The following is a 25,417-nucleotide window of genomic DNA, read 5'->3' on the forward strand; positions in this document are numbered from 1 at the left end:
TCTTCCTTTCAGGTTATTTATATATCTACTATCCTTTTATCTTCCACTTTGTTGATTGCCAAGCTGTGAGCCCATTCCACGATCTCTTAATAAGAACATTGCTAAAATCGTAATTAAGTATGGAAGCATTTGTGTGAATTGAGTTGGTAGGGAGAAGCCTTGTAGTCGGATACTGATTGCATCCATAAATCCAAATAATAGACTTGATCCAATAATACCAATTGGGTGAGATTGACCGAGCATCATTGCCACCAATGCAATAAATCCACGTCCAGCTGTCATTCCTTCAGTAAATAAAGTCACTTGTCCAAGTGACAGCTGAGCACCAGCAAGACCACATAAAACACCACTCATGCCTATTGCTAAGTACTGTAATGAACTAACTTTTAAGCCAATACTTTTTGCTGCTGTTGGATTCATCCCTACGGATAAAACCCTAAAACCGATAACTGTTCGATATAGAAACACATACAATAAAATCGCTGCTAAAAAGGCAAAATAAACAAGCGGAGAATGTCCTGACAAGATAGAACCTACAACTGGTATATCCTGTATGACTGGAATATCCCATTTAGGAAGTCCTTCCATATCTTTATCATAATAAGCACCTTTTACCTGGAAAATTGTTCTTAGAGCAAATGTTGTAAGTCCAAGTGCCAAAAAGTTAATGGCAACACCAACAACAATATCATTCGCTTTTAACTGTATGGTCATAACGGCAAAGAGCATCGCAAATAAAAATGACATAAAGGCTGCAAATAATACAGCTAGTAACACATTTCCTGTTATATGATTGCCTACTATTGCTGAAAAGGCTCCGATTAGCACTAAACCTTCTAATCCGACATTAAATAAACCAACACGTGCACATAATGCACCACCTAGTGCAGCTAATAAAATGGGTGTAACCATACGAATGGTTGAGCTAAGTAATGTAAGGTCAAAGAGTTCCATGTGATCCACCCACTTTCGATTTTCGTTTCCACCATTTTAACGTTAGTTTTGCTGAAATAAATAAAATAAGAACAGATTGAATAATACTAGATACTTCTAAAGGTACTTGCGTATTGCGCTCCATTCCCATTGCACCAGTTTCGATAGCCGCCAAGAAAATAGACGTAATGGCTGTACCAATTGGATGGGAGTTTGCAAGTAATGTTGCCATCAAGCCTGTCCATGCGTACCCTGGAACAGTGAGCGCTCCATCTACAAAACGATATTGTGACCCTAACACTTCAACAGTGCCAGCCAATCCTGATAGTGCACCACTAATAAACATACTTGTGAGCATCACCTTTATTTTATTTACACCACCGTACGATGCGAAAAACGGGTTCAAACCTAGCATTTTCACTTCATACCCTGCTGATGTTGTACGGAATATAATAAACATGATAATGGCTGCACCCACAGCAATTAAAAAGCCCCAGTGAACACTCATTCCTTGAAAAAGTTTAGGAAGCCAAATACTTTGATCTAGCATATGAGTTTGCGCTAAAGCACCTGAGCCTGTTTTATCTTGAAATGGATCTGATACTAAATAGCTCGCAAATAAAACAGCTACATAGTTTAGAAGTAACGTAGAAATTAATAGTTGAACTTTAAACTTCGCTTCAAGCCAGCCTGCAAGTAATGACCAAAGACCTCCTGCTAATATTCCAACTAACAAAACGAGAAGTGTCTTCCCAATTCCAGTACCAGGGATATAGACACCTGCTAATGCAGCACTCACTGCACCAAGCACCATTTGTCCTTCTGCTCCTAAGTTAAAAACACCTGCTCTAAAAGCTAGCGCTACACCTAGTCCAACAAGCATAATAGGTGTTGCTCTCGCTAGTGTTGATGTGAGGAAGTAAAAATTTCCAAATGCGCCATTCCACATTTCTTTGTAAGAAGCAAGAACAGGTTCCCCAACAATGCTTATTGCAATTGCTCCAGTTAACAAGCCTAAAAATATTGCAAAAAAGGGTTGTAGTAGCGAATAAAATAACCGCTTTATACCATTTTGAACGCCCGTCATGTTGTTACCCCTCCTGCCATTAAGACACTTATTGCTTCTTCAGTAGCATCTTTGCGTCCTATTTCTCCAACAATTTCCCCTTCATACATAACAAGAATACGATCTGAAAGTGCCATAATCTCCGTTAACTCTGACGAAACAAGTAAAACAGCTTCACCTTTATTCCTCTTATTAAGAAGAGCTTCATGTATGTATTCCATTGCTCCAATATCAACACCACGAGTTGGCTCTGCTGCAATTAAAATCGGTGTTTCTTGTCCAAGTTCTCTGGCTACAATCAGCTTTTGCAAATTACCGCCTGATAAGTTCCCTGCTGATTCCTCAAGTGATCCAGCTTTAATTTCAAATTTAGTTATCCAATCTTTTACTAGTTTCCTGAAAGGTTTTTTTAATAAGAAGGATTTTGATTGGTACGATGGTTTTGTATGGTAGCCCATTAACGCTGTTTCTTCAACAGTTGCCTGTTTAGCTGCACCCCATAAGTAACGATCTTCAGGTATATGTGATAAGCCAGCTTCACGAATAGATGCAACAGGTTGATTTGTCACATCTTTTCCTTCTAAATAAACATTTCCTTGTTGTATTGGCCTCAGCCCTGTTATAGCCTGAAGAAGCTCTGATTGTCCATTACCAGAAACACCTGCTATGCCAACAATTTCACCCTGATTTACAGCGAAGGAAATATCATCAAGGATAGGCTTATTCGTTTTTTCTTGAATGGTCATATTCTTCACTTCAAGTATAGGCTTTCCATTCATTGGAGTAAGGGTACTTAAATTTTGAAGATCACGACCTACCATTAATTTTGCTAATTCATCTACTGACGTTTCTTGTCTTGAAACAGAGCCTGTCACTTTACCATTCCGCAAGACAGTCATTTTGTCAGCTACTTCCATCACTTCACGAAGTTTATGTGTAATCAGAATGATACTTTTCCCCTGATTTGCAAGCTCTCGAATTGTTTTTAATAAGCCCTTAACCTCTAAAGGAGTTAAAACCGCTGTTGGTTCATCCAAAATAATAATATCTGCACCTCGATAGAGAACTTTCAAAATCTCAATTCTTTGTTGTTCTCCTAAAGAACAACTAGCAGATTTAGCATTAGGTCTAACAGGAATTTTATATTGATCTACTAAGTTCTGAACTTTTTCGATTGCTTTTTTACGATCAAAAAATCCCACTTTCATAGGCTCATGACCAATGACAATATTCTCTGCTGCAGTAAAATCAGGAAACAACATAAAATGCTGATGTACCATCCCTATTTTATTTTCTATTGCATCATTAGGATTAGAGAACATCACCTTTTTTCCATCTAAATAAATATCCCCTGAGGTAGGCTGCTCCATTCCATATAGCATTCTCATTAATGTTGTTTTTCCTGCACCGTTTTCACCAACAACTGCATGAATTTCACCAGCATTTAAAGATAGAGATATAGAATCATTCGCTTTAAAACTACCATAGTTTTTCGTCATATTTCTCATTTCTAAACGAACAGCCATCTAAACTTCCTCCTCCCCAAAAAGCATGGGAAACCGACTGCTATAAAAGTAGTCGGTTTCAAGTTTTTTATATTTTATTAGTTTTCTAATGGGTTTTTAATTTCTAATTTTCCACTTACAATATCATCTTTAATAACTTTTACTTGATCAATTGCTTCTTGACCAACAAAGTCATTCAATGGTGTGCTACTATCATGTGTTACATATGTTAATCCAACGCCATTTTCCTTTAAGCCATAAGCAACAACACCAGCTTCATACGTTCCCTCAGCAAAAGCTTTAATTGTTTCATAAGCAACTGCATCTGTTCCTTTTAGTTGAGAAAGAACAATATGCTCAGGATCAAGCTCTGTTCGATCGATATCTTGTCCTGCTGTATAAAAACCTTCTTCTTTAGCAGCTTCAAATACACCAAGATCTCCTACCGCTGCAGCACCAGCAATAAAGTCAGCACCTTTTGAGAATTGAAGTAATGCCAGTTCTTTTGCTTTTGCTGGATCATCAAAGCTACCAACATAATTCACTAAATATTGTGCATCTGGATTTGTTGATTTAAGTCCTTCTTCAAAAGCAACTGTCCATTTTTTAAGAAGTGGAATATCTACTGCCGCAACCATTCCAACTGTATTTGTTTTAGTTGATAAACCTGCTGTAGCTCCTAAAAGATACGCTGCTTCATGCTCTCTAAAATTAACACTTCGTACATTTGGTAAATCAACTGTTGTATCTATAATAGCAAATTGTTGATCAGGATTTTCACCTGCTACTTTTTTAAGTGCATCTTCTGATTCGAATGAAGATGTAATAATTAAGTCATATCCCTCTGCTACTGAAACACGAAGGTTTTCTTCTATTGCCGTTATGTCTGTAGATTCAATTGTTTTAAATTCGAAGCCAAACTCTTCTGCAGCTTTTTTAGCCCCTTCATCCATTTGTTGGAAAAATGGGTTTACGCCAATTTTCTCAGGTAGAATCAATGCAATTTTCTTTGATTTTTCTTCTGATGCTGTATCACCTTCAGATTTAGTTGTTTCATTTGCACCACAACCAGCTAAAAGTAATGTAAACAATGCTAAAAAGACAAATATTTTTTTCATAGATGCTCCACCTTCTTCGGTATTTTTTATCATAGTGACAACTATACAACAGTTTTAGAGAAAATTAAACCCCAAAACACAAACATTATAAACAAAAATTTATTTATTGTTCGTTTTTTGAAACAATAAAAAACTCTTCCCTTTAACAGGAAGAGTTGTCTTATTAAGATCTCTTCCTTATCTGTCAGAACAGAAATATGTTCTGCAGGATTTAGCACCTTTCTATGTTAGATTACACATAGTGGTTGCTGGGCGTCATAGGGCCAGTCCCTCTGCCTCTCTTGATAAGGTTTGTCGTAAATTGTCGTAAAATTAAATTATTTCCTATTTTAAAGGAAATTTAAAATTTTGCAAGGTATTTTTTTATTTTTTCAAAAAACTTTGTGTGAGTATAAAAACAACAAAATCAAATGTATAGCGATTATTAAAGAGAGGTACCTATATAAAAATAGATACCTCCTAAAGCATTCTATAAATAACTATCAAAGGGACTGTGACGATTATTCAGCAGAATTTAGATTTATATTTTTAAGCAAACTTTGTTGCTTTATAAAAAGTATTTTGCTGGTTGATTTCCGCTACAGGTTGCTCGCTTTCCGCGAGGCGGGCGGTGAGCCTCCTCGACGCATAGCGTCTGTGGGGTCTCACCTGTCCCGCTGCTCCCGCAGGAGTCTCGCACCTTTCGCTACAATCAACCCAAAATAGTTTTGTTCAACATACTTTAAACACGACAAACTTGTAGAAAAGAGCTTTAATATAACTTAAAGCTCCAATAACTAGAATATAGATCGTTGAACCTTTATAATAAATAGGTATTAATTTTCTACCAAAATCTCACCAATATCAGTGCTAACCTTAAGCATTGGACCACCATTGCCTATCTGCGTTACAATACTGCCTGATGAATTGTTATCATAGCCTTTAAAACCATTTATTGAAACCTCACCAATATCACTACTTAAATCAAACCCTATGTTACTAGGCTCTTTTGCAAAACTAACCGTTACTTCTCCTACATCTGATGAAAGTTCAATATCATCTGTCATCTCAGCTACTTTTAAGTCAATTTCTCCAGTATCTGTTTGAGCTTTAATTTTCCCGCTTATATTTTCTAGCTCAACTTCTCCTACATTTGATTGAAAATCACCAATTCCAGTGAATCCATTAACATAAATTTCTCCAACATCACTATGTGCCCTTAATTCCTCCACATCAATTCCATTAATAGCAATTTCTCCTACATCTGTTTTTACATCAAGTTTATTAAGTAACTCTTTTGGTACACTTACATCTAGCACTCGGTTACTATTAAAATCAGCATTAATAAAAGGAATTTGCAGAAAAAATGTATTTTCTCTTTGACTAACATTTACCTCAACTGTTGATCCATTTTCTTCGACTGAAAATCCGATTTGATCTTTAAGCTTTTTTGCTATACTTCCGTGTAAATGAACATCTATTTCATCATTCTTACTTTCCTTTATATTCACTTCTCCTACATCTACTTTTATGATCATTGAATCTATATTTCTAGAAGTAAAGGTTTCTCTTTCATCAATACTTGCATTTCTTCCAACTGAAAACACATTTCCACTAACAGTAAAAAAGCCTATGATACCTATAATAAGTGCTACAAAAGCTGTTAAAGCTACCTTTTTCATCGACTTTCTCCCCCTTTTACAATCCTTATATTGAATCTTACGTACTTCAAAATAACTTTATAAAGAAACTTACCAACATAGATCATACCAATGCTCATTAACACACCTAAACTACATAAGATAACGCTAGCAAAAAGGCCTGATAGAAAGTCTCCCAACCCAATGAAAAATAGAGAAACAATCCATGCAATTGGGGAAAGTGTGAAACCTAGTGCCACAGCTGATAACGCAATATAAACACCAATAATGGCTACAATCGGTCCTAATAGGAAAATAATATTAAAAAAGCTTAAGCTTATTGTTGCAAGCACAACATTGAACATACTTTTTACTGATTGATCCGTTTCTGCTTGTGTAACTCTATACTCAACAAGTAATTCCTTTGCAATGACTCTTGGATTACCTAACCCTTGTGCGATTTCTTCTTCAGATTTACCTTCTTGAATACCAATTTTAAAATGCTCCTCAAAATCATAAAGCATCTCGTTACGATCATGCTGCGGAACACTTTTTAGCTGATTTGATAATTCACCTAAAAATTTATGCTTATTCATTTTTCATCCCCTCCTCAATTAACTGATTCACACCTGAACTAAACTGTTTCCATTCATCAACCAAATTCACCATATATTCTCGGCCCTTCTCCGTTAGGGTATAGTACTTCCGTGATGGTCCTTCTGAAGATTCAACTAAATATGTTGTGAAGTAATCTTCCTTTGTTAATCTACGAAGCAATGGATATAAAGTCCCTTCTGCAACGTCTATTCTCTTTGATATATTTTGTGCTAGCTCATAACCATATTGGTCTTTTTTGGAAATGAGAACTAAAACACATAGCTCTAGCACACCTTTCTTAAATTGAACATTCATTTTCGGTCAGCTCCTATTATATGTTGATCACTACTGTGTATTGTCTACTAGTGGACCAAAAAAATACGTTTTTTCCAATTTCAAGTATATCGTACCATTCACTAGTGAACATTGCAAGGTACTAAACAATAAATTTACAAAATTTTCTTTTGTTGCATTCCAGAAGAAAAAAAGCGACTATAATAAGCCGCTTTTCATTTTAAAATAATCAATTAGAATCTTAGATATATTAGTCAATAATTCAACATTATTTACTTGTAATTAGGTACCTATTTGAGTTTTTATATTTGTTGAATGAAATAAAAAAGGGAAAACAAGTAATTTCCAATCCTTGTTTTGATGTTGTTAATTCAGTTGAGTATTTATAAAGAATAGCTTTGATTTACTCACTCGTTTCCACTTCTTCTTGTTTTTGATAAAACTGAACTAAAGCTATAATCGCACTTCCCATTCGCTCTTCTTCCGGGATAACCATGCGAGTAATTCCAACCTCCCGTAGAGCTTGTGCTGTTACTTTACCAACAGAAACAGCGATCACATTTGTGGCAAATGCGTCTAAAATCTCCTTCTCTTTACCTTTTTCCTTAGCATAAGCCAGTAAAAACCTTGCTTGTGGTGTACTTGTGAAATTAACAGCATCAATCTTCCCACTTAAAATCTCATCCATTAACTGCTCCATTACTTCCGGTTTTGGTGGAACATGTTGATAAGGAAGAATCTCACGATACTCAGCACCTTGGTTTTTTAGCCAATTAATCAATAATGGTGCAGGATCTCCATGAAGCTGTAACGCGACCCGACAACCTGTTAGTTTCTGAGCATCAAGCTGTCTCACCAAACCAGCTGTACTACCATCATCATCTCTTACATCTGGTTTAATACCTAGTTTTTTTAATACATTTACAGTTTTATAGCCTCTTGCTGCAATCTTTGCCTTTTGCAGTGCTTCAATAAATGTTTCACCTAAACCCATATTTACTGCTGTTTGATATAATTTGTCTGTGCCAATTCCTGTCGTAAAAATAAGCCAATCAAAATCACCTGTTACTAGTGCATGTATTTCCTTTTCAACGTTTGATTCATCTAAAAAAACTGTACCCTGTGCAGGACGAATGAGTGCTACTCCACCTAGATTTTCTACAAGCTTGCTTAGTTCTTCCGATTTCCTTTGTCCAACAAGTGCGATCGTTTTGCCATTTAATCGTTTCAAAAAAACCCCTCCGTCATGATTCATTTCTATTATTTTACCATCATTCTAGGCTAGATTAATAAAACAATAGATAAAAAACTGTAGAGCAAAAAGAAATGTTAAAAGCTAGTTGTTGTTTTTAGACGGTTTTCTCATATATTGTGGAGCTAACAATTAACGGATTCGTTACTTTCTAATATGCCAGTTAGTGAAAATTAAATTTATAAAAATGTAACACAATATGTGCTGTATTTTTATGTAAAGCACCCTTTACAGTTAAGTTTCCTTTACAGTAAAATAATGGGTGTAGAGGAAGTGTTGCTTATATGAAGAATCGCATGAAAGAGTTACGACAGGAAAATGGAATCTCTCAGGAACGTATGGCAGAGATACTAGAAGTTTCACGTCAGACAATTATATCTATTGAAAAAGGTCGGTATAATCCTTCATTGCCTCTTGCTATTCAAATAGCACGATGTTTTAACACAATTGTAGAAGAAGTTTTTCTATTAGAAGAAGAAAAAGAATAGGTTTTACAGGATTATTTTGAACAAGCTAGGAGAGGGGAAAATTTATGCAAATGAGTAGTAAAGCCGGGAGGAGATTTTTCTTATTTAGTGGTTTGTTATTTTTATTTTATAGCTTGTTACTAAGTTTTGCGAGTATATCAACAGGGGGGGCTTTTGTAGGATATGAACTTGTTTTTTTAGGTTCAACAGTTATGTGTTTTTGTTTATCGTATCTCTATCCGCAATTTAAAGAAAATGATGAACGATCAAAAAGAATACGAGAAAAAGGGATGTTTGTAAGCTATTTCTTTATATTAGGTTATATGGTTGTACTCATGCCACTTCTTTATTTTGAAATCATTCAGTTAAGTGGATATCAGACTGTTAGTTTGTTAGCAACATTAACGATAATCACGGTATTTTCATCGTTTGTTGTATTGTCTAAGCGTTATTAAAAAATCGTTACTTTATATGTTATTCCATAATAGGTGACCCATTTAATTTCATTCAGCGTAAAAATTAATTCGTTTCATTTCGCTGCAGACACTTGCTTTCCGTGGGGAGTGGGAAGGAAGTCAAGCCTCCTCGGCTGCGCCTGTGGGGTCTCGACCTTTCCTATGCACCCACAGGAGTCAAGTCTCTTCCGCTCCATTCCACTAAGTTTTTCTTACCTTAAAAAAGAGAACTATTTATAGATTATGTAGTTTCAATACTAAGAAAAAATCCTAAGTAACAGTTGTGATGATATACTGAAAAACTCTATATTCAGTATGAAAAATACCAATAGCTCTTTGTTTGCTTAGGGATTTTCTCAACCTTAATAAAATATATCTATGTTTTGCATTACATTTTCTATGGGGAGAATCCGCTTTTTTATGACTTGTTTAGCACATAATTTCACAAAAAAATCAATTGCTTCTGGTCTTGATGGAAAACCTGGTATAACATAAGTATATTTATTATTCTCGTGCTTCTTTTGGACAAATAATTCTAATGCGTGAATGACAGTCGCTTCGTGCTTCTCTTCTAATGAGGTCCACCTTTCTATGTCATCCCATGAAAAGTTTGATTTTAGGAATAGTTCGTCCCAACCTTCTGTTACAGGAAATTTAACATGATTCTCCATCCATAAAATAACTTCCCTCGAATGAAAATCACCAAGATGGGAAACAGCTTCATATCCAGCTATCTTTTTATTAAATTTTTGGTCAAGAAAATTAAATACTAAAGTAAGTCCCTCATTTTTATTTATACACATTGAAGTCAAATAGGAACGCAGGCTAGTATTCACCGTATCTTGTTTAGCTTCCCATAAACCTCTTACCCACTTCTCTGCGGAAATCCCTAAAACTTTTCCAATAATCTCACATACTATTTTCTGGTCAGTAAATGTATTTATTTGATGTAATTTTACTAAAAGATGCTGAAATAGTTTATTTTCTTCGAAATTCTGGAATAACTCAATTGTTTCTTCATCTAATTTCTTTCGATAAATAACAAAGGCAACCAGTTGTTCCATATTATCTTTCACATCTTTTAAAGTTGTTTCAGAAAATGACTCAAACCAATGCTTCCACTTGACTGCCCGTGGGTTTGTAATGTCCACTCCCGCATCACCTAGAAAATATTCAAACTGCCATTTTTCGCTGCCAATACACCCAAGTTCTGTAATCCTAAATAAATAATCAATAAATGAGTCAGCAATATATGTAACAGTGTCTTCTTCATGATCCCAATAAATCACTGGCTTTTCTTCACTGTCTACAGACATATCAAACGCATAAATATCACCATTCCCAGACTGAGAAAACTCTAATTTACCCCGTAGATTGCTTCCGTAATCTTCCTCATCACTCATTAGTTCGTCAGCTAATATAGTTAAATTCTGAAGGAAGTCAATATTCCAATTTAACTCCCCAGAGCATATTTCCTGAAATTCATTAGGAATCATTATATCTTCGGAAAATGAATAATAAAAGGAAAGTGACTTTCCTATGTTCTGTAATATGTATTTAAATGATGGAGCCAATTGATAACCTAATTCCTTTTCTTTTGCCTCAATCTCCTGAGTTGTTGCTTTTTCTCCAATTTCAATGGGGGTCACTTTCCCGTTATTATTTTCTATTTTTTGTAATATTTTCTCCCACTTTGATAAAAGAATTTTTATATCATCCATACTTTTTACCCCTCCTCGTTTATTTAATCATATAAAAATTAGAGATAGTTTCTTTCATAGAACTTAGTGGACTAGACTGCATCGCTAAATTATAGATTACTTCCAGCCTACATTCCCTAGAATAATTATTACCTTACTAATTATTTATAAAAAGTTAATTCTCCTTCTTTCACTACCTTACTCCGTTAATTTAAGAAAATATCCTTCCAAAATCCATATAGATTTTAATATATAATTACAATTCTCTTTTATCTATTTCAAGATATTAAATTGCACTATAAACAATAAAGCATTTTGAGTTTATAATCGCTGCTGTCTTGTAGAATTGGTTGCGATTTCGTAGACAATAACTCATTAAAATATATAGTCATATAAAAGTAAAAGACCAAATCAATTTGATTTGGTCTGCTAATTATAGTGCTAATTACTATGGTTCTCCATGTTAACTCTACATCAAAACAACAATGTAAACTAATTAGCCTTTAAAATACAATCGTTTTATTTCCATGAACCAGAATTCGGTCTTCTAAGTGCCATTTCACTGCACGAACTAATACGCTACGTTCAACGCCACGACCTATTTTCTTTAGTTTATCAACATTATCTCGGTGATCAACACGACTAATATCCTGCTCAATAATTGGGCCTTCATCAAGATCATTTGTTACATAATGTGATGTTGCTCCAATTAATTTCACTCCACGATTATAAGCTCTTTCATAAGGTCTTGCACCGATAAATGCAGGTAAGAAGGAGTGATGAATATTAATAATTTTATTAGGGTTTGCTGAAACAAATGTTGGTGTTAGAATTTGCATGTAGCGAGCTAACACAATCAAATCAATATCATACTCTTTTAATAATTTTAACTGTTTTTCTTCTACTTCCTGTCTAATATCTTTATTAGCAGGGATATGGTAAAACGGAATATTTAAGTTTTCAACAACTTCTCTTGCTTCTTCATGATTACTAATCACAAGGGCGATATCTGCCATTAAATCTCCACTTTGCCATTCCCATAGAAGCTCTAGCAAGCAATGAAGCTCTTTTGAAACAAATATTGCTACCTTCTTTAAGTTGTACACATGTGTGAAGCTCCACTCCATCGAAAATTCTCCAGCAATTCCAGTGAATTCCTGCTCCATTTTACTTGCCTTTTCATCAAGATTCGGACATTCAAATTCAATACGAATAAAAAATGATCCTCCCTCTGGATTTGTTGAATATTGGCTAGATTCAATGATATTTGCTTGGTGAGAAAATAAGAATTGTGAAATGGTTGAAACAATACCTGGTTGATCAGGACAGCTTACTAATAATCGTCCACGATTTTTGTTACGTACTTGAAATTGTTCTACTTGATCCTTAATATATGAATTCATAATACAAACCTCTCTGTAAGTGATTAAAACATTATACATTAGTTAGCTTAAAAGCTTAAGATTTTTTCATATTTTCTTTGTAAAATCTTACTTACAAACCCTCAGAAGAAACTTTCCTCAGCTTCTTTTTTCGAATGATTTGATTGATCACTTCAGATAAAACCAGTCCAATTGCGATTGAACCAGAAATCATAAATGCTTCTGCTGCTAACGAAATAGCTGCGTTATATTCATTTTCAACAACCCGTCTCATTGCATCATAAGCTAATCCACCTGGAACTAAAGGGATAATACCTGACACGTTAAAGATAATCACAGGTGTACGATATTTTTTAGCAAAAAACTGGCTGATAATCGCAATACAAAAGGAAGCTACTAATGAGGAAAAAACACTATCACTGGAATATTCATAAAGTGTTACATAAATAATCCAGCCAACCATTCCAACTAAGCCGCATTTTAATAATGACTTCTGAGGTGCATTAAAAATGACACCAAATGCTGCTGATGCAATAAAGCTAGTAGCAAGCTGTTCAATCATATGTAAGGCCCCCATATTGAAAATAATAACTTTACTAATAAATAGAAAACACAACCGCTACACCGGCACCAATCGCAAATGCTGTTAAAAATGCCTCTGCACCTTTTGAAATGCCTGATACTAAATGTCCTGCCATTAAATCTCTTACAGCATTTGTAATTAATAAGCCTGGTACAAGAGGCATAACAGATCCAATAATAATTTTATCCAGCTCTGTTCCTATGTTTAAGGTGACCATCAAAACAGCTAATAAACCAATAACAAAGGATGCCAAAAATTCAGCAAAAAACTTGATTTCAACTAGCTGATGAAAATATATGAGACTGGAAAATCCAATTCCGGCAGCAATAACAGCAGGTAAAAAATCACTCCAGCCACCATTGAACATGATGAGGAAACAGCCGCTTGATATTGAGGCTGCAGCAATTTGCACCCATATTGGGTAAGCATGTGCTGCTTGTTCAATCACTTTAAGCTGTTTATATGCTTCCTCTACAGAAAGCTCGCCATTGCTAATTTCCCTTGAAATACTATTTACTTTTTCAACTTTTTGTAAATCTGTTGATCGATCTTCAATTCTTACTAATTGGGTAGGTGTTTTGCTACTAACAGAAAAGATAATCCCAGTTGGTGTTACATAGCTATGTGATTGTTCAACTCCATAAGCTGACCCAATTCTCATCATCGTATCTTCTACCCTGTATGTCTCTGCGCCACTTCGGAGCATGATTTTCCCAGCTAGCAAGCATACCTCCATTATATCGAAAATCTCATTTTCATTATAATTTACCATTTTTTCACTCCATCATTGTGATGTCTAGTTAAAGTGTAATGAAGAAAGTCTAGATAATCAATTCCATTAGCTTAATTGTTTGAAAATCCTCTGCCCATTCTCACAAAAATGCCTAATTCTGAATACGTTAATAAAAACCTATTTCAGGTGGTGACTAACATAAATGGATTTTCCAACTATATTGGCTGGTCCGATTCTTCGGAGGGTAGAGCCGTCACATATTTATATATGGTTAGCCACAAGTGAGGAATTTTCAATAAGTGCTAAGCTTTTTATCATTCAAACAAACGATGAATCAAAAGAATATGACGATTTACATGTTCGAGTAAATCAAAAAACAGTAAAAGCAGGAGATCATCTATTTATAAATCTCATTAAAATTACACCTTTTTATGGTGAATTTCCTGTTGACCAACTTCTCGGATATAACATCACTTTTAAAAATAGTGAAAAAGCTATTGATTTACACGACCTTGAATTACTTAACCAAGAAAATCCTGGCTCAATAGTATATAGAGATTTTCAATATCCTACGTTTTTTATTCAATCGGAAATAAATCCGAACATTCTATATGGCTCATGCAGAAAGCTTCACGGAAAAGGTCCAGATCGTTTAGCAGAAGCAGATCATATATTGGCCAAAACCTCAAATGATCTTTCCCAAAGACCAAGTGCATTGTTTATGCTAGGAGATCAAATATATGCTGATGATGTAGCCGACCCCATATTCCCATTTATCTACAATATAAGTAGAAGGTTGATCGGTGCACAGCATGAGAATTTAGTTGCTGTAGAACCAAAACTAAAAGAACAAAAGCGAAAAAAACGGCTTACGAAAGTCCGCGGTAGACAGGATATTATGAACAACCTTTGTCAATTCACTTCATCAAATGCGCATAACCATTTAATAACCCTTGGTGAGTATGCTGTTATGTATCTACTAAGCTGGAGCCCTGAATTATGGAATTTAGCTCATGGAGAAAAAGCTGTGAAATCTTATAATGATGTATATGAGCGAAATCAAATTCATTTTACATCACAGAAATCCTCAGATGATGAACATAATGAAGAGTATATCGAGAATAAGAAACGATATGCTGAACAATTAAATGATCTTCAAGCCTTTGAGAAATCTATATCAAGGGTTCGAAGGGTTTTAGCAAATACTCCAACCTATATGATGTTTGATGATCATGATTTGACGGATGATTGGAATCTTTCTTCACAATGGAAAGAAGATGTATACGTTTCACCGCTAGGCAAACACACAATTGCAAACGGATTATCTGCATACTGGTTGTTTCAAGGGTGGGGGAATCAGCCTGCCATATATGATGAAGCTTTTATTCAAACACATACAGCTTATTTTAAAAACTATCGTGTTGGAGCAACTTCTTATGTAAACTGGGTATCACAGCTATTCTCTTTTCAATCGTGGCATTTTGTAGCACCTACAACACCAGCTTCATTATTCCTTGATACGCGAACTCTAAGAGAATATGATGCTTCCTTAGAACAAGTAAAGCTATTGAGCTTTGTTAATGAAGTAAGCAAACCGCCAATACTTATCGGAGAGAAAGGGTGGAGTCTTGTTGATTCTCTTTTATCAGAAGCCCAATGGGAGACAGGAGAGCCGTTAATTATCGCATCAGCCACACCTTTATACGGGGTACAATTGATCGAGCGTTTTCTACAAAAAAATATCTATCCATTTCGTGCATTAGGTGTTCCTGTACATTACAAGCTAGATTTTGAAGCATGGAGATACAATATGAAAGGATTTTCGTCTTTTCTACAACAACTAAAAAAATGGAAGCCAAGTGATACCATCATCTTATCAGGTGATGTGCATTATGCTTTTACTGCAAAAGCGAATGTTGTGATAAACAATCATGATCTTTCCATTTACCAGCTAACAAGTAGTCCAATGAATAATGATAGCTTTGGCGGTGTATTTGGCAGTTTATTAAATCTTATTGTGTGGATCAATACCCTTCAAGGAAAAGATCGCAAAGTGAGCAATCATAATCTTGATTCAAATTCCTTACAGAATACTCATCTTTCATGGACAGAGGATATTAGCTATCAATCTATAGAAGACGGTTCAATTTTGGTCACAAATAATAATCTTGGAATATTAAATTTTTCAGGTAATAAGATACAAAGTAAGTTACTTCTAGATTCTGTTGCAAAACCATTCGGTGAGCAACCTTTGAATGAAGATATCTAAAACATTAGGTGGATACTTGAAATAGTATCCTTTTTTCTTTTGTGATGTCATATAGTGAAAACCATCGTTTTTTGTATTCATCACTACTTAAATCATCCTAATTTCCATTCATATAAAAATGTATTCGCACATTAGACAATACTAAGTGTTTGCTATATGATTTATGAAATATACTGTAACATCTTTTGTCTTTAAGGGAGTAAATTCATGAGTAAAAATAGTAAGCTGAAAATCTATATAACGTTATTTTTTGTGATGATCACTTGGGGACTTAATGTTATTGCAACAAAACTTCTTGTTACTAGCTTTATGCCCGTAACCATGACAGCTTTTCGAATCTTTACAGCAGCTGTAGGAGTTTTCTTTATTCTATTTTATTTAGGTTTATTAAAGAAGCCTACAAAAAATCAGTTTCTTTACATGATCTTATGTTCACTTTTTAATGTAGTTGGACACCATTATTTCCTATCAGTTGGATTAAAGGAAACCTCTGCTTCTAATGGTGGACTCATTTTAGGTATGGGACCAATTTTAACAACAATTTTTGCTATATTTTTATTAAATTACAAAGTGACTGTTCTACGATTTGTTGGAATAATGTTTGGCTTTATCGGGATTTTCTTCATTATTTTTCAAAGTGGAAATGGACTTCAAGCCATTTCATTGGGCGATTTTCATGTGTTTTTATCAATCTTTTTACAAGCAATCAGCTTTATTATGATTAAGAAGATCTCTGGGACATTGGATCCTCGATTAATGACAGGGTACATGCTGCTTTTTGGATCAGTCATTTTATTTGCTATTAGTTTAATTGTAGAGCCTAACGGATTACAAAGTATGGGGAATGGATCAGTTGGTATTTGGTTGTTATTCTTTGCATCTGCCTTTTTAGCTACTTCAGTTGGCCATATGATCTACAATTATGCAATAGGGAAGGTCGGTCCATCTGAATCTGCTATATTCATAAACCTAAATCCTTTCTTTGCACTAGTAGGGGCAGCATTATTCTTAGGTGAAGTGATTTCACTTCCTCAGGTTTTAGGATTTATCTTTATTATATTCGGTGTTGTTCTTGGATCAGGTGGGTTTGAGGAATTAGTACGATATCGAAAAGGGAAGCAAAAATACGTGGCATAATTTACATCATAAAGAGGCTCGGGCATAAGTATTTAAGCTAATGTTAGACCCGAATGATTAGGTGATCATTCTTTTAATCTTTAGCCTAATCGTTCGGGTCTTTATTTGCTGTCTTTAATAGTTTTTTTGATTTTGAATACTTTTTTTAGAGCCTGTGGAATGGAGCGGAAGACACTAGGGCACCTACTTAGAATAGAGGAAAGGCTGAGACCCCACAGGCGCTTGCGCCAAGGAGGCCCAGCTTACCTGATTAATAGAGAACAGTATTATATCTTGAATAATTTAGGTTCATTCTTCTTTATGGACGATTCTTTAATTTTGTCCTAGCCACTTTCTTCAAGCTCTATTATGTAGGGTTTCTACCCACTCTGACATCAATGGATGATCGATGCCTACTATTTTATAATAGCCGTATGAAATTAAATCAAGATCAACTATAAAGTTGTTCTCTCTTCTACTTACAAAATCATTTATTTCTTTTTCAGCAGCTGAATGAAGCTGATTTGCGAGAGCTTCGATGATCATTACTTTACTTTCATCTCGCTCAACTCTATAGTAGGCATTTCGTAATGCGTCTAAACTTTCATCTATTTTAATATTTTCTGCAATTGAAAGGGCATATATATTTGTTTCTTGTTCTGATAGATATGGTTTGATTGCATCGATAACAGCAGGAGATTGGAAGGAAATTAATGTTTCACAAACCTCATCTAATAGAAGGTCTTCATCCTCTCGTTCAAGCAGTTTGGCTAAATCTCCCATATACTGCTCTAACTTCATTAATCTCATTAAATAGATAGCAAGAATTCCACTGTAGTAAAATGCGTCTTCCTCTAGGTTTTCCTGAAATATCCTAACCACAGTATCTATCGTAATCCAGTTTCTTTGGACAAGTGTATAAGCGATTTTTTTTGCCTTCTGAAATTCTTCGTGTTCATTATGGCTAGATTCTAGTTTCGATAATGTCTCAAAGAATACTGGCCACACTACATCTTCTGTTCCATTCTTTAATAATTCATAAAAATCCCAAACCTCTGTCGAGATATATGATTCAATAAGCTGTTTTTGCGTTAATACTAATTCTGGTGATAATTTGTTTACCAAATGTAAATATAATGGCGCAATACTTGGATCTGAGTTTATCACTCCCTCAGCCAACATACGCGCAACATCTTCATCAGCAGAATCAACATTTAAAAGTAATAGGATCGTAGAAGCACTTTCTGGCTTTTCTTTTGCTTTATGTAATAGCTTTTTTAGCCATGAACTTTCTATGCCAGGATAATCATGTAATAGATATGAAATAAATTCTTGTAAAAAAGGATCATCTGTTGTGAGAATGGGTTCAACTCTATCTTTAAAGTTCATTTATGTATTCCTTTCTTTATACCAAATTAATTATCTCTATTATTGTTTTACCATATATACGTACTAAATCCTAAATACATTTAATTCATTATTTCTCAACTAAGACTTCTCCAGTATCAAAAATAGTTTATTAACGTTTAATTATGGACATACCTAGTTAAAAAGATGATTAAGGTGGCTATATTTTGAACAATGCTATTTATTTTCTTCATTACTTTTATGTTGCTGTTATGTTAATCGGTGCTTTTTACTTTTATATTCAAAGTAGAGATCCTAGGGGAGTTCCAAAATATGAATATTTAATTGCTATATTAATACCAATATGGTCTGGTGCTGCTTACTTATCCATTGCCCTTGGACAAGGTTTTTTAGAAAAACCTGAAAAGACTATTTACTATGCTAGATACATTGATTGGGTCGTTACAACACCTATGTTGTTATTGGCTTTGGCATTTACAGCTATGTTTTATGTTAAAAAGAACAAAACGATTATATTCACACTTATATTTGCAGATGTGTTCATGATTTTAACAGGCTTAATTGCAGATTTATCAAACGGTGTTACAACATATATCTGGTATTTCCTAGGTGTTATTGCACTATTGATTATTTTATATGTCATTTGGTATCCTTTACGAAAAATTGCTGATAATGGAGGTTTAGCATTATCAAAGCATTATAAAAAAACAGCAGCTTATTTAACTATTTTTTGGATTAGTTATCCTACCGTTTGGATTATTGGTCCATCTGGTCTCGGACTCACTCAGGAACTAACAGATGTCACTGCTTTTATTATTTTACCCATTTTCTCGAAGGTTGGTTTTAGTATCTTAGATCTTTATGGCCTAAGAAAACTAGGAGTTAACAGTACAAATCAAGTAAATATGTAAGTGATAATCTTAGAGAAATTCTTTTTTCCTTTAGCGCTCTTTTCATAGTTATTAAAAATGCGATAATGCAAAGAGCATGATAATATAAAGTTATCCTACAATAAGGAAGGGGATATAAAATGAAAAGAGAATTAATAGATCGCTTAACAAGCTATGTAAAAGTTGATACACAATCAAATGAAAATAACGAAAAATGTCCATCAACAGAGGGACAAATAACATTAGCAAACATGCTTGTAGAAGAATTAAACCAAATCGGCATGGATGATGTAACAATCGATGAAAACGGCTATGTAATGGCAACACTTCCTGCTAATACAGATAAACAACTACCTACAATCGGATTTTTAGCACATGTTGATACCGCTACAGATTTTACTGGTAAAAATGTAAATCCACAGCTCGTTGATAACTATGATGGTAAGGATATTGTTTTAAATAAAGAATTGAATATTATTCTTTCTCCCAAGCAATTCCCAAACCTAGAAAACTATATTGACCATACACTTATGACAACAGATGGTACGACATTATTAGGTGCAGATAATAAAGCAGGGATTACTGAAATCATAACGGCAATGGCGTATTTAATCAAACACCCAGAAATTAAGCATGGAAAAATAAGAGTAGCATTTACACCTGATGAGGAAATCGGTAGAGGCCCTCATAAATTTAACGTTGACGCTTTTGGTGCAGATTTTGCTTATACAATCGATGGTGGTCCATTAGGAGAGCTTCAATATGAGAGCTTCAATGCTGCAGCTGCGAAAATTACTTTTAAAGGAAACAATGTGCATCCCGGAACAGCAAAAGGAAAAATGGTGAATTCCGCTAAAATGGCTATGGCTTTCCAAAGTAAATTACCTGCGATGGAAGCACCAGAATTCACAGAAGGTTATGAAGGGTTTTACCACTTAATATCAATAGAAGGATCTGTAGAAGAAACAAAGGTACATTACATAATAAGAGATCATGATAAACAAAAATTCCAATCTCGTAAAAACACAATTTCTGAGCTCGTAGCAGAATTTCAGTCATTTTATGGAGAAGAAGCTATTCTTTTCGAAATGAATGATCAATATTTCAATATGAAGGATAAAATCGAGCCTGTAAAATATATTGTTGATGTTGCCCACCAAGCGATGGAAAACCTCGGAATAAAGCCAATCGTTGAACCTATTCGCGGTGGAACAGACGGCTCTCAGCTTTCTTACATGGGATTACCAACACCAAATGTGTTTACAGGTGGAGAAAATTTCCATGGTAAATTTGAATTTATTTCAATTGAGAATATGGAGAAGTCAGTGGAAACTATTATTGAAATTGTTAAGCTGTTTGAAGAAAGAGATAATAATTAAGGCACGATATAGATAAAGATACTGTGACATAAGTATTAAAGCTAGTGATAAATCCGAATTATTAGGTGATAAATCAATTAATCATCGCCTATTAGTTCGGGTTTTTATTTGCTGTCATCAATAGTTTTTTGATTTTGCATACTATTTTTAGGAACTAGTGGAATGGAGCGGAAGACACTCGACTCCTACGGGAATTGAGGAAAGGCTGAGACCCCGCAGGCATGCCGAGGAGGCTCAGCTTCCTCCCCGTGGAAAGCGAGTGTCTGCAGCGCAATGGAACGAACTTATTTCTTTCAGCTTAACTGAATTTCGATTTATTCGTATTTTTGCATGACTTCTTCAATTATGTCCCCACCTCTATTTTCACCAATTAATTGCTATACTTATCTTTCATTTCTTTTCCTTTATCCTGAATCTCTTCCTTCAACCTTTTACCTTCTGTTTCAATCTCTTCTATTGATGCTTTATATTCTTCTTGGTATTCATCTAAAATAGTGTGTCTTTGTTTAATTAGACTCAATAATTCTTCTCTCACATCAGAACTAATTTGTTCTTTATCTTTTAGATAGTATACCGCTTCATTAAGGTGATTCTTCTCATCATAAGTTAAATTAGAAAAGTCTGATTTTGAACCATATAATTCATTGATCTTTTTTGATTGCTCAGCAGCTATGTCATTATAATTTTCTGCTGACCAAGAGCTCCATTCATTATAAAGACGTACTCGCTCACGCTCCCAAACCTTCTTGAAATCATCTGCTGAATCAACGGTTTCAAATTTTCCACCACCGGCTTCTGCAACCTGCAGCAATTGCTTCTGACCATCCTGATCAACATCAAAGCCCATGATATTAACAACAGCCTTTATATTTGAGTCATGAAGTTCTTTGGCTGCTTTTACAGGGTCTCCATCACAGGTTTCTACTCCATCACTCACAACATAAATGATATTTTGAGCTTCATTAGTAACCTGTTCAAAATCTTTTTTCGTCTCATTGATCGCATTGGCAATCGGTGTCCAGCCTGTTGGTTTAAAACTATTTAAAGATTCCTTAAATGTTGATTCATCATATGAATTTAATTCATAAACTAGCTCTGTACTTGAGCATGAAGCCTTTTTATCTTTGTCACTATTACTCCCTTTATGTCCGTAGACTCTTAGGGAAATATTTGATCCCTCAGGCATTGAAGCAACAAACTCATTTACTGCTTGCTTAGCAAGCTCCATTTTCGTTTTCCCGCCAATTTTCTGAGCCATACTTCCACTAGCATCTAGTAAAATCGCAATGTTTGATGTTCCATTTATTGTTTGGCCATCTTCAAGCTTCATTCCTTCTGGAGTGCTTGAAATTGATGTTTCAATAGAATCATTGAAATTCTGTAAATCCTCATAAAACTCTTTATACGTTTCTGATTCACTCATAAGACTTAATAAATAATTGTAAACTTGGAAGCTATCTTTATCCTGAAAGCTATTTTCGTCTAAATCTCTATGTACAATTGCTTCATTATAAGCATTTCCAGCATATTTACCTGATTTCTCTTCAATTATTTCTTCTAAAGTTGTTGATACCTCTTGCTCTTGTTCTGTATCATCATCGCTACTTTCTTCATCCTTTTTTTCTGTTTCAACTTCTTCCTTTTTCACTTGTTCAGATTGTTCACTTTCTTTTGATGTCTCATTTGATCCACATCCTCCTAATACAATTAAAACGGACAAAAGTATTAAAATCGTAATTATATTCTTCTTCATCCTCATCTCTCCTTATTATGTAGTTTTTCCCTCTTATACGAATAACATAAAACGTAAACAAAATACATAAATATACTTATATGGTAATAAAAACCACTATATTTACCTATAAATATAATTTTCTATAGATATATTTACCTGAAAATTTAAGCTTGTGAGTAGGAGAAAAAGTACATTTAACTGACTATTTTCTTAGATAAATCCTTACTATTTACGTCATGTTCCAAATGAGTTAGGGTTCAAGGATTCTGCTTCTATTACTAATTTGTTTGTATTATCCTCATTTCGAGATCATATGGGAAATTGTAATTTTATGTTAAAATTAAAAGTAAATAGTGAATGTGGAATAAATCAGTTAAAGGGTAGGGGTGAAGTAAGTGAAAGAAAACTTAAAATTTGCTTGGATCGCTTCGTGGTTTGCACTTGTGGGGCAGCTAGTGTTTTTTATTTTCGTATCGATTGTTACAGGAGACTGGCGTTATGTTATGTGGAGCTTTATGGTTAGTATGCTGGCAGGAGTTCCGAGTATGATTAGAACTTTTCAATCTCAGAAAAAAGCCAACAATCATAAAATGGAGCCAATACATAAAAATACTTGATAACTTTTTCAACACTAGTACAAGAACAAAACCCATAAAAAAACGTATGTTCTCAAGCGTTTTCATTATGGGTTTTATGTTATTTATATGGTAGTTACTGATGTAATATAATGTACATTTTATGTTACTCTTTTATTTTTTCTTCATAATTTCAAACTACTTACATGATCTTTTCTAATATGGCAATCCTCAAACCTTTAAATGTAAAGTATCCTCTTCTTTTATTTTCATATAATCAAGAGCCTTCGTCGTTAATTCCGTTCCACCACGACCTCGCTGAATGACGATAAAGCCAAGCTCAGCTAATTTTCTCATAATTGTTCGGACTTGTTGTTCTGATAATGCCTCTCCATTTTCTTTCGTCCATTCTACAATCTTCTTCCTGCTGATTCCTGTTCCTTCATGGTGTAGCTCAAGAATGCTTGAAAGAACAAACTGCATAGCTGATGTTAGCTGATCATCCTGTTTTTTTCCTATGCATTTTTCGATTTGAAAATCGGTTGGTAGATGCTCTTCTGTAAGAGGGACACCTCCTGAAACAGCTACCATATACTGAAGCACATTTTTCAATTCTCGAATGTTACCTTTCCACTGATGTTTTTGGAATAGGGGATATAAATAGGTTTCTAGAGTTGGAACACTATCCGTGCTGCTAAGCTGCTCTAAAAATGCTGAAATAAGTAGGGGAATGTCTTCTATCCTTTCCCTTAATGGCGGAACTTTCAAGTATAATACCTTGATTCGGTGATATAAATCCTCGCGAAACTCCCCAACTTCGATCATTTTGACCAGATTTTTGTTTGTGGCCACAAGTACTCGCACATTGATCGGAATATTTTTATCTCCACCAATTCTACGAATCTCCATTTCTTGTAGAACTCTAAGAAGACGTGCTTGCAGCTTTATACTGATGTCGCCGATTTCATCCAAGAAAATTGTCCCACCATCTGATTGCTCAAAAACGCCCTTTTTCCCACCTTTTTTTGCACCAGTGAATGCTCCCTCCTCATAACCAAAGAGCTCACTTTCTAATAAATCTTCAGATAGTGCACTACAATTTATCGCTACAAATGGGCTGTTAATACGTGATGATGCTTGGTGGATGGCGTGAGCAAACAATTCTTTCCCTGTTCCATTTTCTCCGTAAATTAAGATTGGCGCTTCTGTTTTCGCGAGTTGAAAAGCAATTTTTTTTGTTTCTTTCATCACTTTACTTTTTCCTAAAATATGATCAAAGGTATATTTTGAAACATATCCTTTTTTCTGAAGATCTGATCTTCTTGCTTTTTCCATATCAAGTGTTTCATCAATGTTTTTAAAAGTAGCCACAACTGTTTTTTCTGACTTAATATAGAAGCGGTGAACCATATAAGGAGAATGTTTAATTGTAAAGTATTCTTTTGCTTCTATATCCTTCTTTGTTAGGAACCTAATAAGCTCTACATTCTTAAATGCTGCATTCAAGGTTTTTCCAACTGCAAACTCATGGGATAAACCTGTTAAACGTTCTAAAATTTCATTAAATACTGTAATATGACCTACACTATTTACAGCTAGGATTCCATCATTCACTCCATCTACCACTCTCATTAAATAACGATTTAATGTTGAAGCTTTTTGACTAGCATTTGATAATTTTTTTGTTAAGTCAATGATTTCCTTAGTATAGCGATCTGCTAGCTCAGTGCTGATTGAATCTGGTAATTCGAAGTAATCAACAATTTTAAATATGGTATGAATATCTATAAGACGAACACCTAAATTAATTTTTTGATCAATATGAGAAGGAACTAAAGCCAACTCACCAGGTGTAATGGCTACATTTATATGTGATGGGATAGGGTCTCCTGGATGATAAGGGGTATATGTAACATGATTAATCCCTAATGCCTTTAACGTACGTATGGAATCATGTGCTGTTTCCAGAAAATCATTCACATATAACACATCAGTGCCCTCTGCAACGGATAAAAGTTGGTCTATAAACTCATAGTTAATTGTGCGATTAGCAATAATAACCTTGCAGCTTTGTTGAACAACATTCTTCACCTCTTCTTTAATAAGGTAAGAAGAATAAACAACTAATTGATTAGATAGACTTACTGGAAGAGATTCTTCAGTAGCATAACTTTTAATCCTTACCAATTCGCCAAAGATAGATTGAAGTTGATTTGTTAACGTTCTTTTTGTCTCTGTTGTTCCCGCTAATAGGACAAGTTCTCTCTTCATTTTTTCACCCTTTATAAGTATTAGGTTTTTTCAGATTTAATTGGTTGATAAAAGGTTGGTTAATATCAACCAATTATATCAAAAGCCTTATCTTTTTTCCTTATATTCAG

Annotated in this window: 22 protein-coding genes and 1 riboswitch; of the genes, 7 read left to right on the forward strand and 15 right to left on the reverse strand. The window is 34.5% G+C overall.

Features of this window, described 5'->3' with window-relative positions; translation table 11 throughout:
- Window positions 1-36 precede the first annotated feature (36 nt).
- The 8 genes from FS935_RS16585 to FS935_RS16620 all read right to left on the reverse strand — a co-directional run bounded on the left by FS935_RS16585 (window position 37) and on the right by FS935_RS16620 (window position 8,363).
- A complete protein-coding gene (locus tag FS935_RS16585) occupies window positions 37-954 on the reverse strand; it encodes an ABC transporter permease (protein WP_146949757.1) in 918 nt (305 codons plus the stop codon).
- On the reverse strand, window positions 941-2,020 hold the full coding sequence (locus FS935_RS16590; protein WP_146949758.1) for an ABC transporter permease: 1,080 nt from the start codon (window positions 2,018-2,020) through the stop codon (window positions 941-943). The genes FS935_RS16585 and FS935_RS16590 overlap by 14 nt, the downstream gene beginning before the upstream one ends.
- Entirely contained in the window at window positions 2,017-3,525 is a 1,509-nt protein-coding gene (locus tag FS935_RS16595; RefSeq protein ID WP_146949759.1) for an ABC transporter ATP-binding protein, read from the reverse strand. The genes FS935_RS16590 and FS935_RS16595 overlap by 4 nt, the downstream gene beginning before the upstream one ends.
- A gap of 77 nt (window positions 3,526-3,602) precedes the next feature.
- Complete coding sequence (locus FS935_RS16600) at window positions 3,603-4,622, reverse strand: BMP family protein (protein WP_146949760.1); 1,020 nt, start codon at window positions 4,620-4,622, stop codon at window positions 3,603-3,605.
- Between the two features lie 174 nt (window positions 4,623-4,796).
- A riboswitch (SAM riboswitch) is annotated at window positions 4,797-4,913 on the reverse strand.
- A 524-nt stretch (window positions 4,914-5,437) separates the two neighbouring features.
- Entirely contained in the window at window positions 5,438-6,283 is an 846-nt protein-coding gene (locus tag FS935_RS16605; RefSeq protein ID WP_146949761.1) for a DUF4097 family beta strand repeat-containing protein, read from the reverse strand.
- On the reverse strand, window positions 6,280-6,837 hold the full coding sequence (locus FS935_RS16610; RefSeq protein WP_146949762.1) for an HAAS signaling domain-containing protein: 558 nt from the start codon (window positions 6,835-6,837) through the stop codon (window positions 6,280-6,282). Before FS935_RS16610 ends, FS935_RS16605 begins: the two co-directional genes overlap by 4 nt.
- On the reverse strand, window positions 6,830-7,153 hold the full coding sequence (locus FS935_RS16615) for a PadR family transcriptional regulator (RefSeq protein ID WP_146949763.1): 324 nt from the start codon (window positions 7,151-7,153) through the stop codon (window positions 6,830-6,832). Before FS935_RS16615 ends, FS935_RS16610 begins: the two co-directional genes overlap by 8 nt.
- A 382-nt stretch (window positions 7,154-7,535) precedes the next feature.
- Entirely contained in the window at window positions 7,536-8,363 is an 828-nt protein-coding gene (locus FS935_RS16620; RefSeq protein WP_146949764.1) for a uroporphyrinogen-III synthase, read from the reverse strand.
- Between the two features lie 305 nt (window positions 8,364-8,668).
- On the opposite strand from FS935_RS16620, the gene FS935_RS16625 reads away from it, so the two are divergent.
- Together FS935_RS16625 and FS935_RS16630 are read left to right on the forward strand one after the other, a co-directional pair.
- A complete protein-coding gene (locus FS935_RS16625; protein WP_146949765.1) occupies window positions 8,669-8,872 on the forward strand; it encodes a helix-turn-helix transcriptional regulator in 204 nt (67 codons plus the stop codon).
- A 44-nt stretch (window positions 8,873-8,916) separates the two neighbouring features.
- Entirely contained in the window at window positions 8,917-9,306 is a 390-nt protein-coding gene (locus tag FS935_RS16630) for a hypothetical protein (RefSeq protein ID WP_146949766.1), read from the forward strand.
- Between the two features lie 362 nt (window positions 9,307-9,668).
- Here FS935_RS16630 and FS935_RS16635 read toward each other — a convergent pair whose 3' ends face one another.
- The 4 genes from FS935_RS16635 to FS935_RS16650 all read right to left on the reverse strand — a co-directional run bounded on the left by FS935_RS16635 (window position 9,669) and on the right by FS935_RS16650 (window position 13,743).
- Window positions 9,669-11,027: an SMI1/KNR4 family protein gene (locus FS935_RS16635; protein ID WP_146949767.1), complete on the reverse strand. Its 1,359-nt coding sequence runs from the start codon at window positions 11,025-11,027 to the stop codon at window positions 9,669-9,671.
- A 482-nt stretch (window positions 11,028-11,509) separates the two neighbouring features.
- Window positions 11,510-12,409 (reverse strand): formyltetrahydrofolate deformylase, encoded by a 900-nt coding sequence (purU, locus tag FS935_RS16640; protein WP_146949768.1) that lies wholly within the window; start codon window positions 12,407-12,409, stop codon window positions 11,510-11,512.
- A gap of 91 nt (window positions 12,410-12,500) precedes the next feature.
- On the reverse strand, window positions 12,501-12,950 hold the full coding sequence (locus tag FS935_RS16645) for a threonine/serine exporter family protein (RefSeq protein WP_146949769.1): 450 nt from the start codon (window positions 12,948-12,950) through the stop codon (window positions 12,501-12,503).
- 34 nt (window positions 12,951-12,984) lie between these two features.
- Window positions 12,985-13,743: a threonine/serine exporter family protein gene (locus FS935_RS16650; RefSeq protein ID WP_146949770.1), complete on the reverse strand. Its 759-nt coding sequence runs from the start codon at window positions 13,741-13,743 to the stop codon at window positions 12,985-12,987.
- 163 nt (window positions 13,744-13,906) lie between these two features.
- On the opposite strand from FS935_RS16650, the gene FS935_RS16655 reads away from it, so the two are divergent.
- Complete coding sequence (locus FS935_RS16655) at window positions 13,907-15,973, forward strand: metallophosphoesterase family protein (RefSeq protein ID WP_146949771.1); 2,067 nt, start codon at window positions 13,907-13,909, stop codon at window positions 15,971-15,973.
- Window positions 15,974-16,180: 207 nt separating this feature from the next.
- Entirely contained in the window at window positions 16,181-17,110 is a 930-nt protein-coding gene (locus tag FS935_RS16660) for a DMT family transporter (RefSeq protein WP_146949772.1), read from the forward strand.
- A 336-nt stretch (window positions 17,111-17,446) separates the two neighbouring features.
- Here FS935_RS16660 and FS935_RS16665 read toward each other — a convergent pair whose 3' ends face one another.
- Window positions 17,447-18,478: a hypothetical protein gene (locus FS935_RS16665; protein WP_146949773.1), complete on the reverse strand. Its 1,032-nt coding sequence runs from the start codon at window positions 18,476-18,478 to the stop codon at window positions 17,447-17,449.
- Between the two features lie 185 nt (window positions 18,479-18,663).
- Here FS935_RS16665 and FS935_RS16670 point away from each other — a divergent pair, with 185 nt between their 5' ends.
- Complete coding sequence (locus FS935_RS16670) at window positions 18,664-19,368, forward strand: bacteriorhodopsin (protein WP_146949774.1); 705 nt, start codon at window positions 18,664-18,666, stop codon at window positions 19,366-19,368.
- A gap of 119 nt (window positions 19,369-19,487) precedes the next feature.
- Window positions 19,488-20,726, forward strand: a complete 1,239-nt coding sequence (gene pepT / locus FS935_RS16675; RefSeq protein ID WP_146949775.1) for a peptidase T — start codon at window positions 19,488-19,490, stop codon at window positions 20,724-20,726.
- 370 nt (window positions 20,727-21,096) lie between these two features.
- Here the strand turns inward: pepT and FS935_RS16680 are convergent, their stop codons facing one another.
- Window positions 21,097-22,479 (reverse strand): VWA domain-containing protein, encoded by a 1,383-nt coding sequence (locus FS935_RS16680; RefSeq protein ID WP_240050936.1) that lies wholly within the window; start codon window positions 22,477-22,479, stop codon window positions 21,097-21,099.
- 377 nt (window positions 22,480-22,856) lie between these two features.
- Between FS935_RS16680 and FS935_RS16685 the strand changes: the two genes are divergently transcribed.
- The gene (locus FS935_RS16685; protein ID WP_146949777.1) at window positions 22,857-23,078 is read left to right on the forward strand and encodes a hypothetical protein; all 222 of its coding nucleotides are present in this window, start codon (window positions 22,857-22,859) and stop codon (window positions 23,076-23,078) included.
- A gap of 189 nt (window positions 23,079-23,267) precedes the next feature.
- Here the strand turns inward: FS935_RS16685 and FS935_RS16690 are convergent, their stop codons facing one another.
- A complete protein-coding gene (locus FS935_RS16690) occupies window positions 23,268-25,307 on the reverse strand; it encodes a sigma-54 interaction domain-containing protein (RefSeq protein WP_146949778.1) in 2,040 nt (679 codons plus the stop codon).
- Between the last annotated feature and the right edge of the window lie 110 nt (window positions 25,308-25,417).

This window comes from Metabacillus litoralis, assembly GCF_007994985.1.
Classification (GTDB): Bacteria; Bacillota; Bacilli; order Bacillales; family Bacillaceae; genus Metabacillus; species Metabacillus litoralis.

Coding starts and splice junctions, on each gene's coding strand:
- FS935_RS16660 (WP_146949772.1), top strand. CDS start 16,181: ATGAGTAAAAATAGTAAGCTGAAAATCTATATAACGTTATTTTTTGTG.
- FS935_RS16655 (WP_146949771.1), top strand. CDS start 13,907: ATGGATTTTCCAACTATATTGGCTGGTCCGATTCTTCGGAGGGTAGAG.
- pepT (WP_146949775.1), top strand. CDS start 19,488: ATGAAAAGAGAATTAATAGATCGCTTAACAAGCTATGTAAAAGTTGAT.
- FS935_RS16645 (WP_146949769.1), bottom strand. CDS start 12,950: ATGATTGAACAGCTTGCTACTAGCTTTATTGCATCAGCAGCATTTGGT.
- FS935_RS16630 (WP_146949766.1), top strand. CDS start 8,917: ATGCAAATGAGTAGTAAAGCCGGGAGGAGATTTTTCTTATTTAGTGGT.
- FS935_RS16585 (WP_146949757.1), bottom strand. CDS start 954: ATGGAACTCTTTGACCTTACATTACTTAGCTCAACCATTCGTATGGTT.
- FS935_RS16680 (WP_240050936.1), bottom strand. CDS start 22,479: ATGAAGAAGAATATAATTACGATTTTAATACTTTTGTCCGTTTTAATT.
- FS935_RS16665 (WP_146949773.1), bottom strand. CDS start 18,478: ATGAACTTTAAAGATAGAGTTGAACCCATTCTCACAACAGATGATCCT.
- purU (WP_146949768.1), bottom strand. CDS start 12,409: ATGAATTCATATATTAAGGATCAAGTAGAACAATTTCAAGTACGTAAC.
- FS935_RS16600 (WP_146949760.1), bottom strand. CDS start 4,622: ATGAAAAAAATATTTGTCTTTTTAGCATTGTTTACATTACTTTTAGCT.
- FS935_RS16690 (WP_146949778.1), bottom strand. CDS start 25,307: ATGAAGAGAGAACTTGTCCTATTAGCGGGAACAACAGAGACAAAAAGA.
- FS935_RS16635 (WP_146949767.1), bottom strand. CDS start 11,027: ATGGATGATATAAAAATTCTTTTATCAAAGTGGGAGAAAATATTACAA.
- FS935_RS16605 (WP_146949761.1), bottom strand. CDS start 6,283: ATGAAAAAGGTAGCTTTAACAGCTTTTGTAGCACTTATTATAGGTATC.
- FS935_RS16650 (WP_146949770.1), bottom strand. CDS start 13,743: ATGGTAAATTATAATGAAAATGAGATTTTCGATATAATGGAGGTATGC.
- FS935_RS16590 (WP_146949758.1), bottom strand. CDS start 2,020: ATGACGGGCGTTCAAAATGGTATAAAGCGGTTATTTTATTCGCTACTA.
- FS935_RS16615 (WP_146949763.1), bottom strand. CDS start 7,153: ATGAATGTTCAATTTAAGAAAGGTGTGCTAGAGCTATGTGTTTTAGTT.
- FS935_RS16625 (WP_146949765.1), top strand. CDS start 8,669: ATGAAGAATCGCATGAAAGAGTTACGACAGGAAAATGGAATCTCTCAG.
- FS935_RS16610 (WP_146949762.1), bottom strand. CDS start 6,837: ATGAATAAGCATAAATTTTTAGGTGAATTATCAAATCAGCTAAAAAGT.
- FS935_RS16595 (WP_146949759.1), bottom strand. CDS start 3,525: ATGGCTGTTCGTTTAGAAATGAGAAATATGACGAAAAACTATGGTAGT.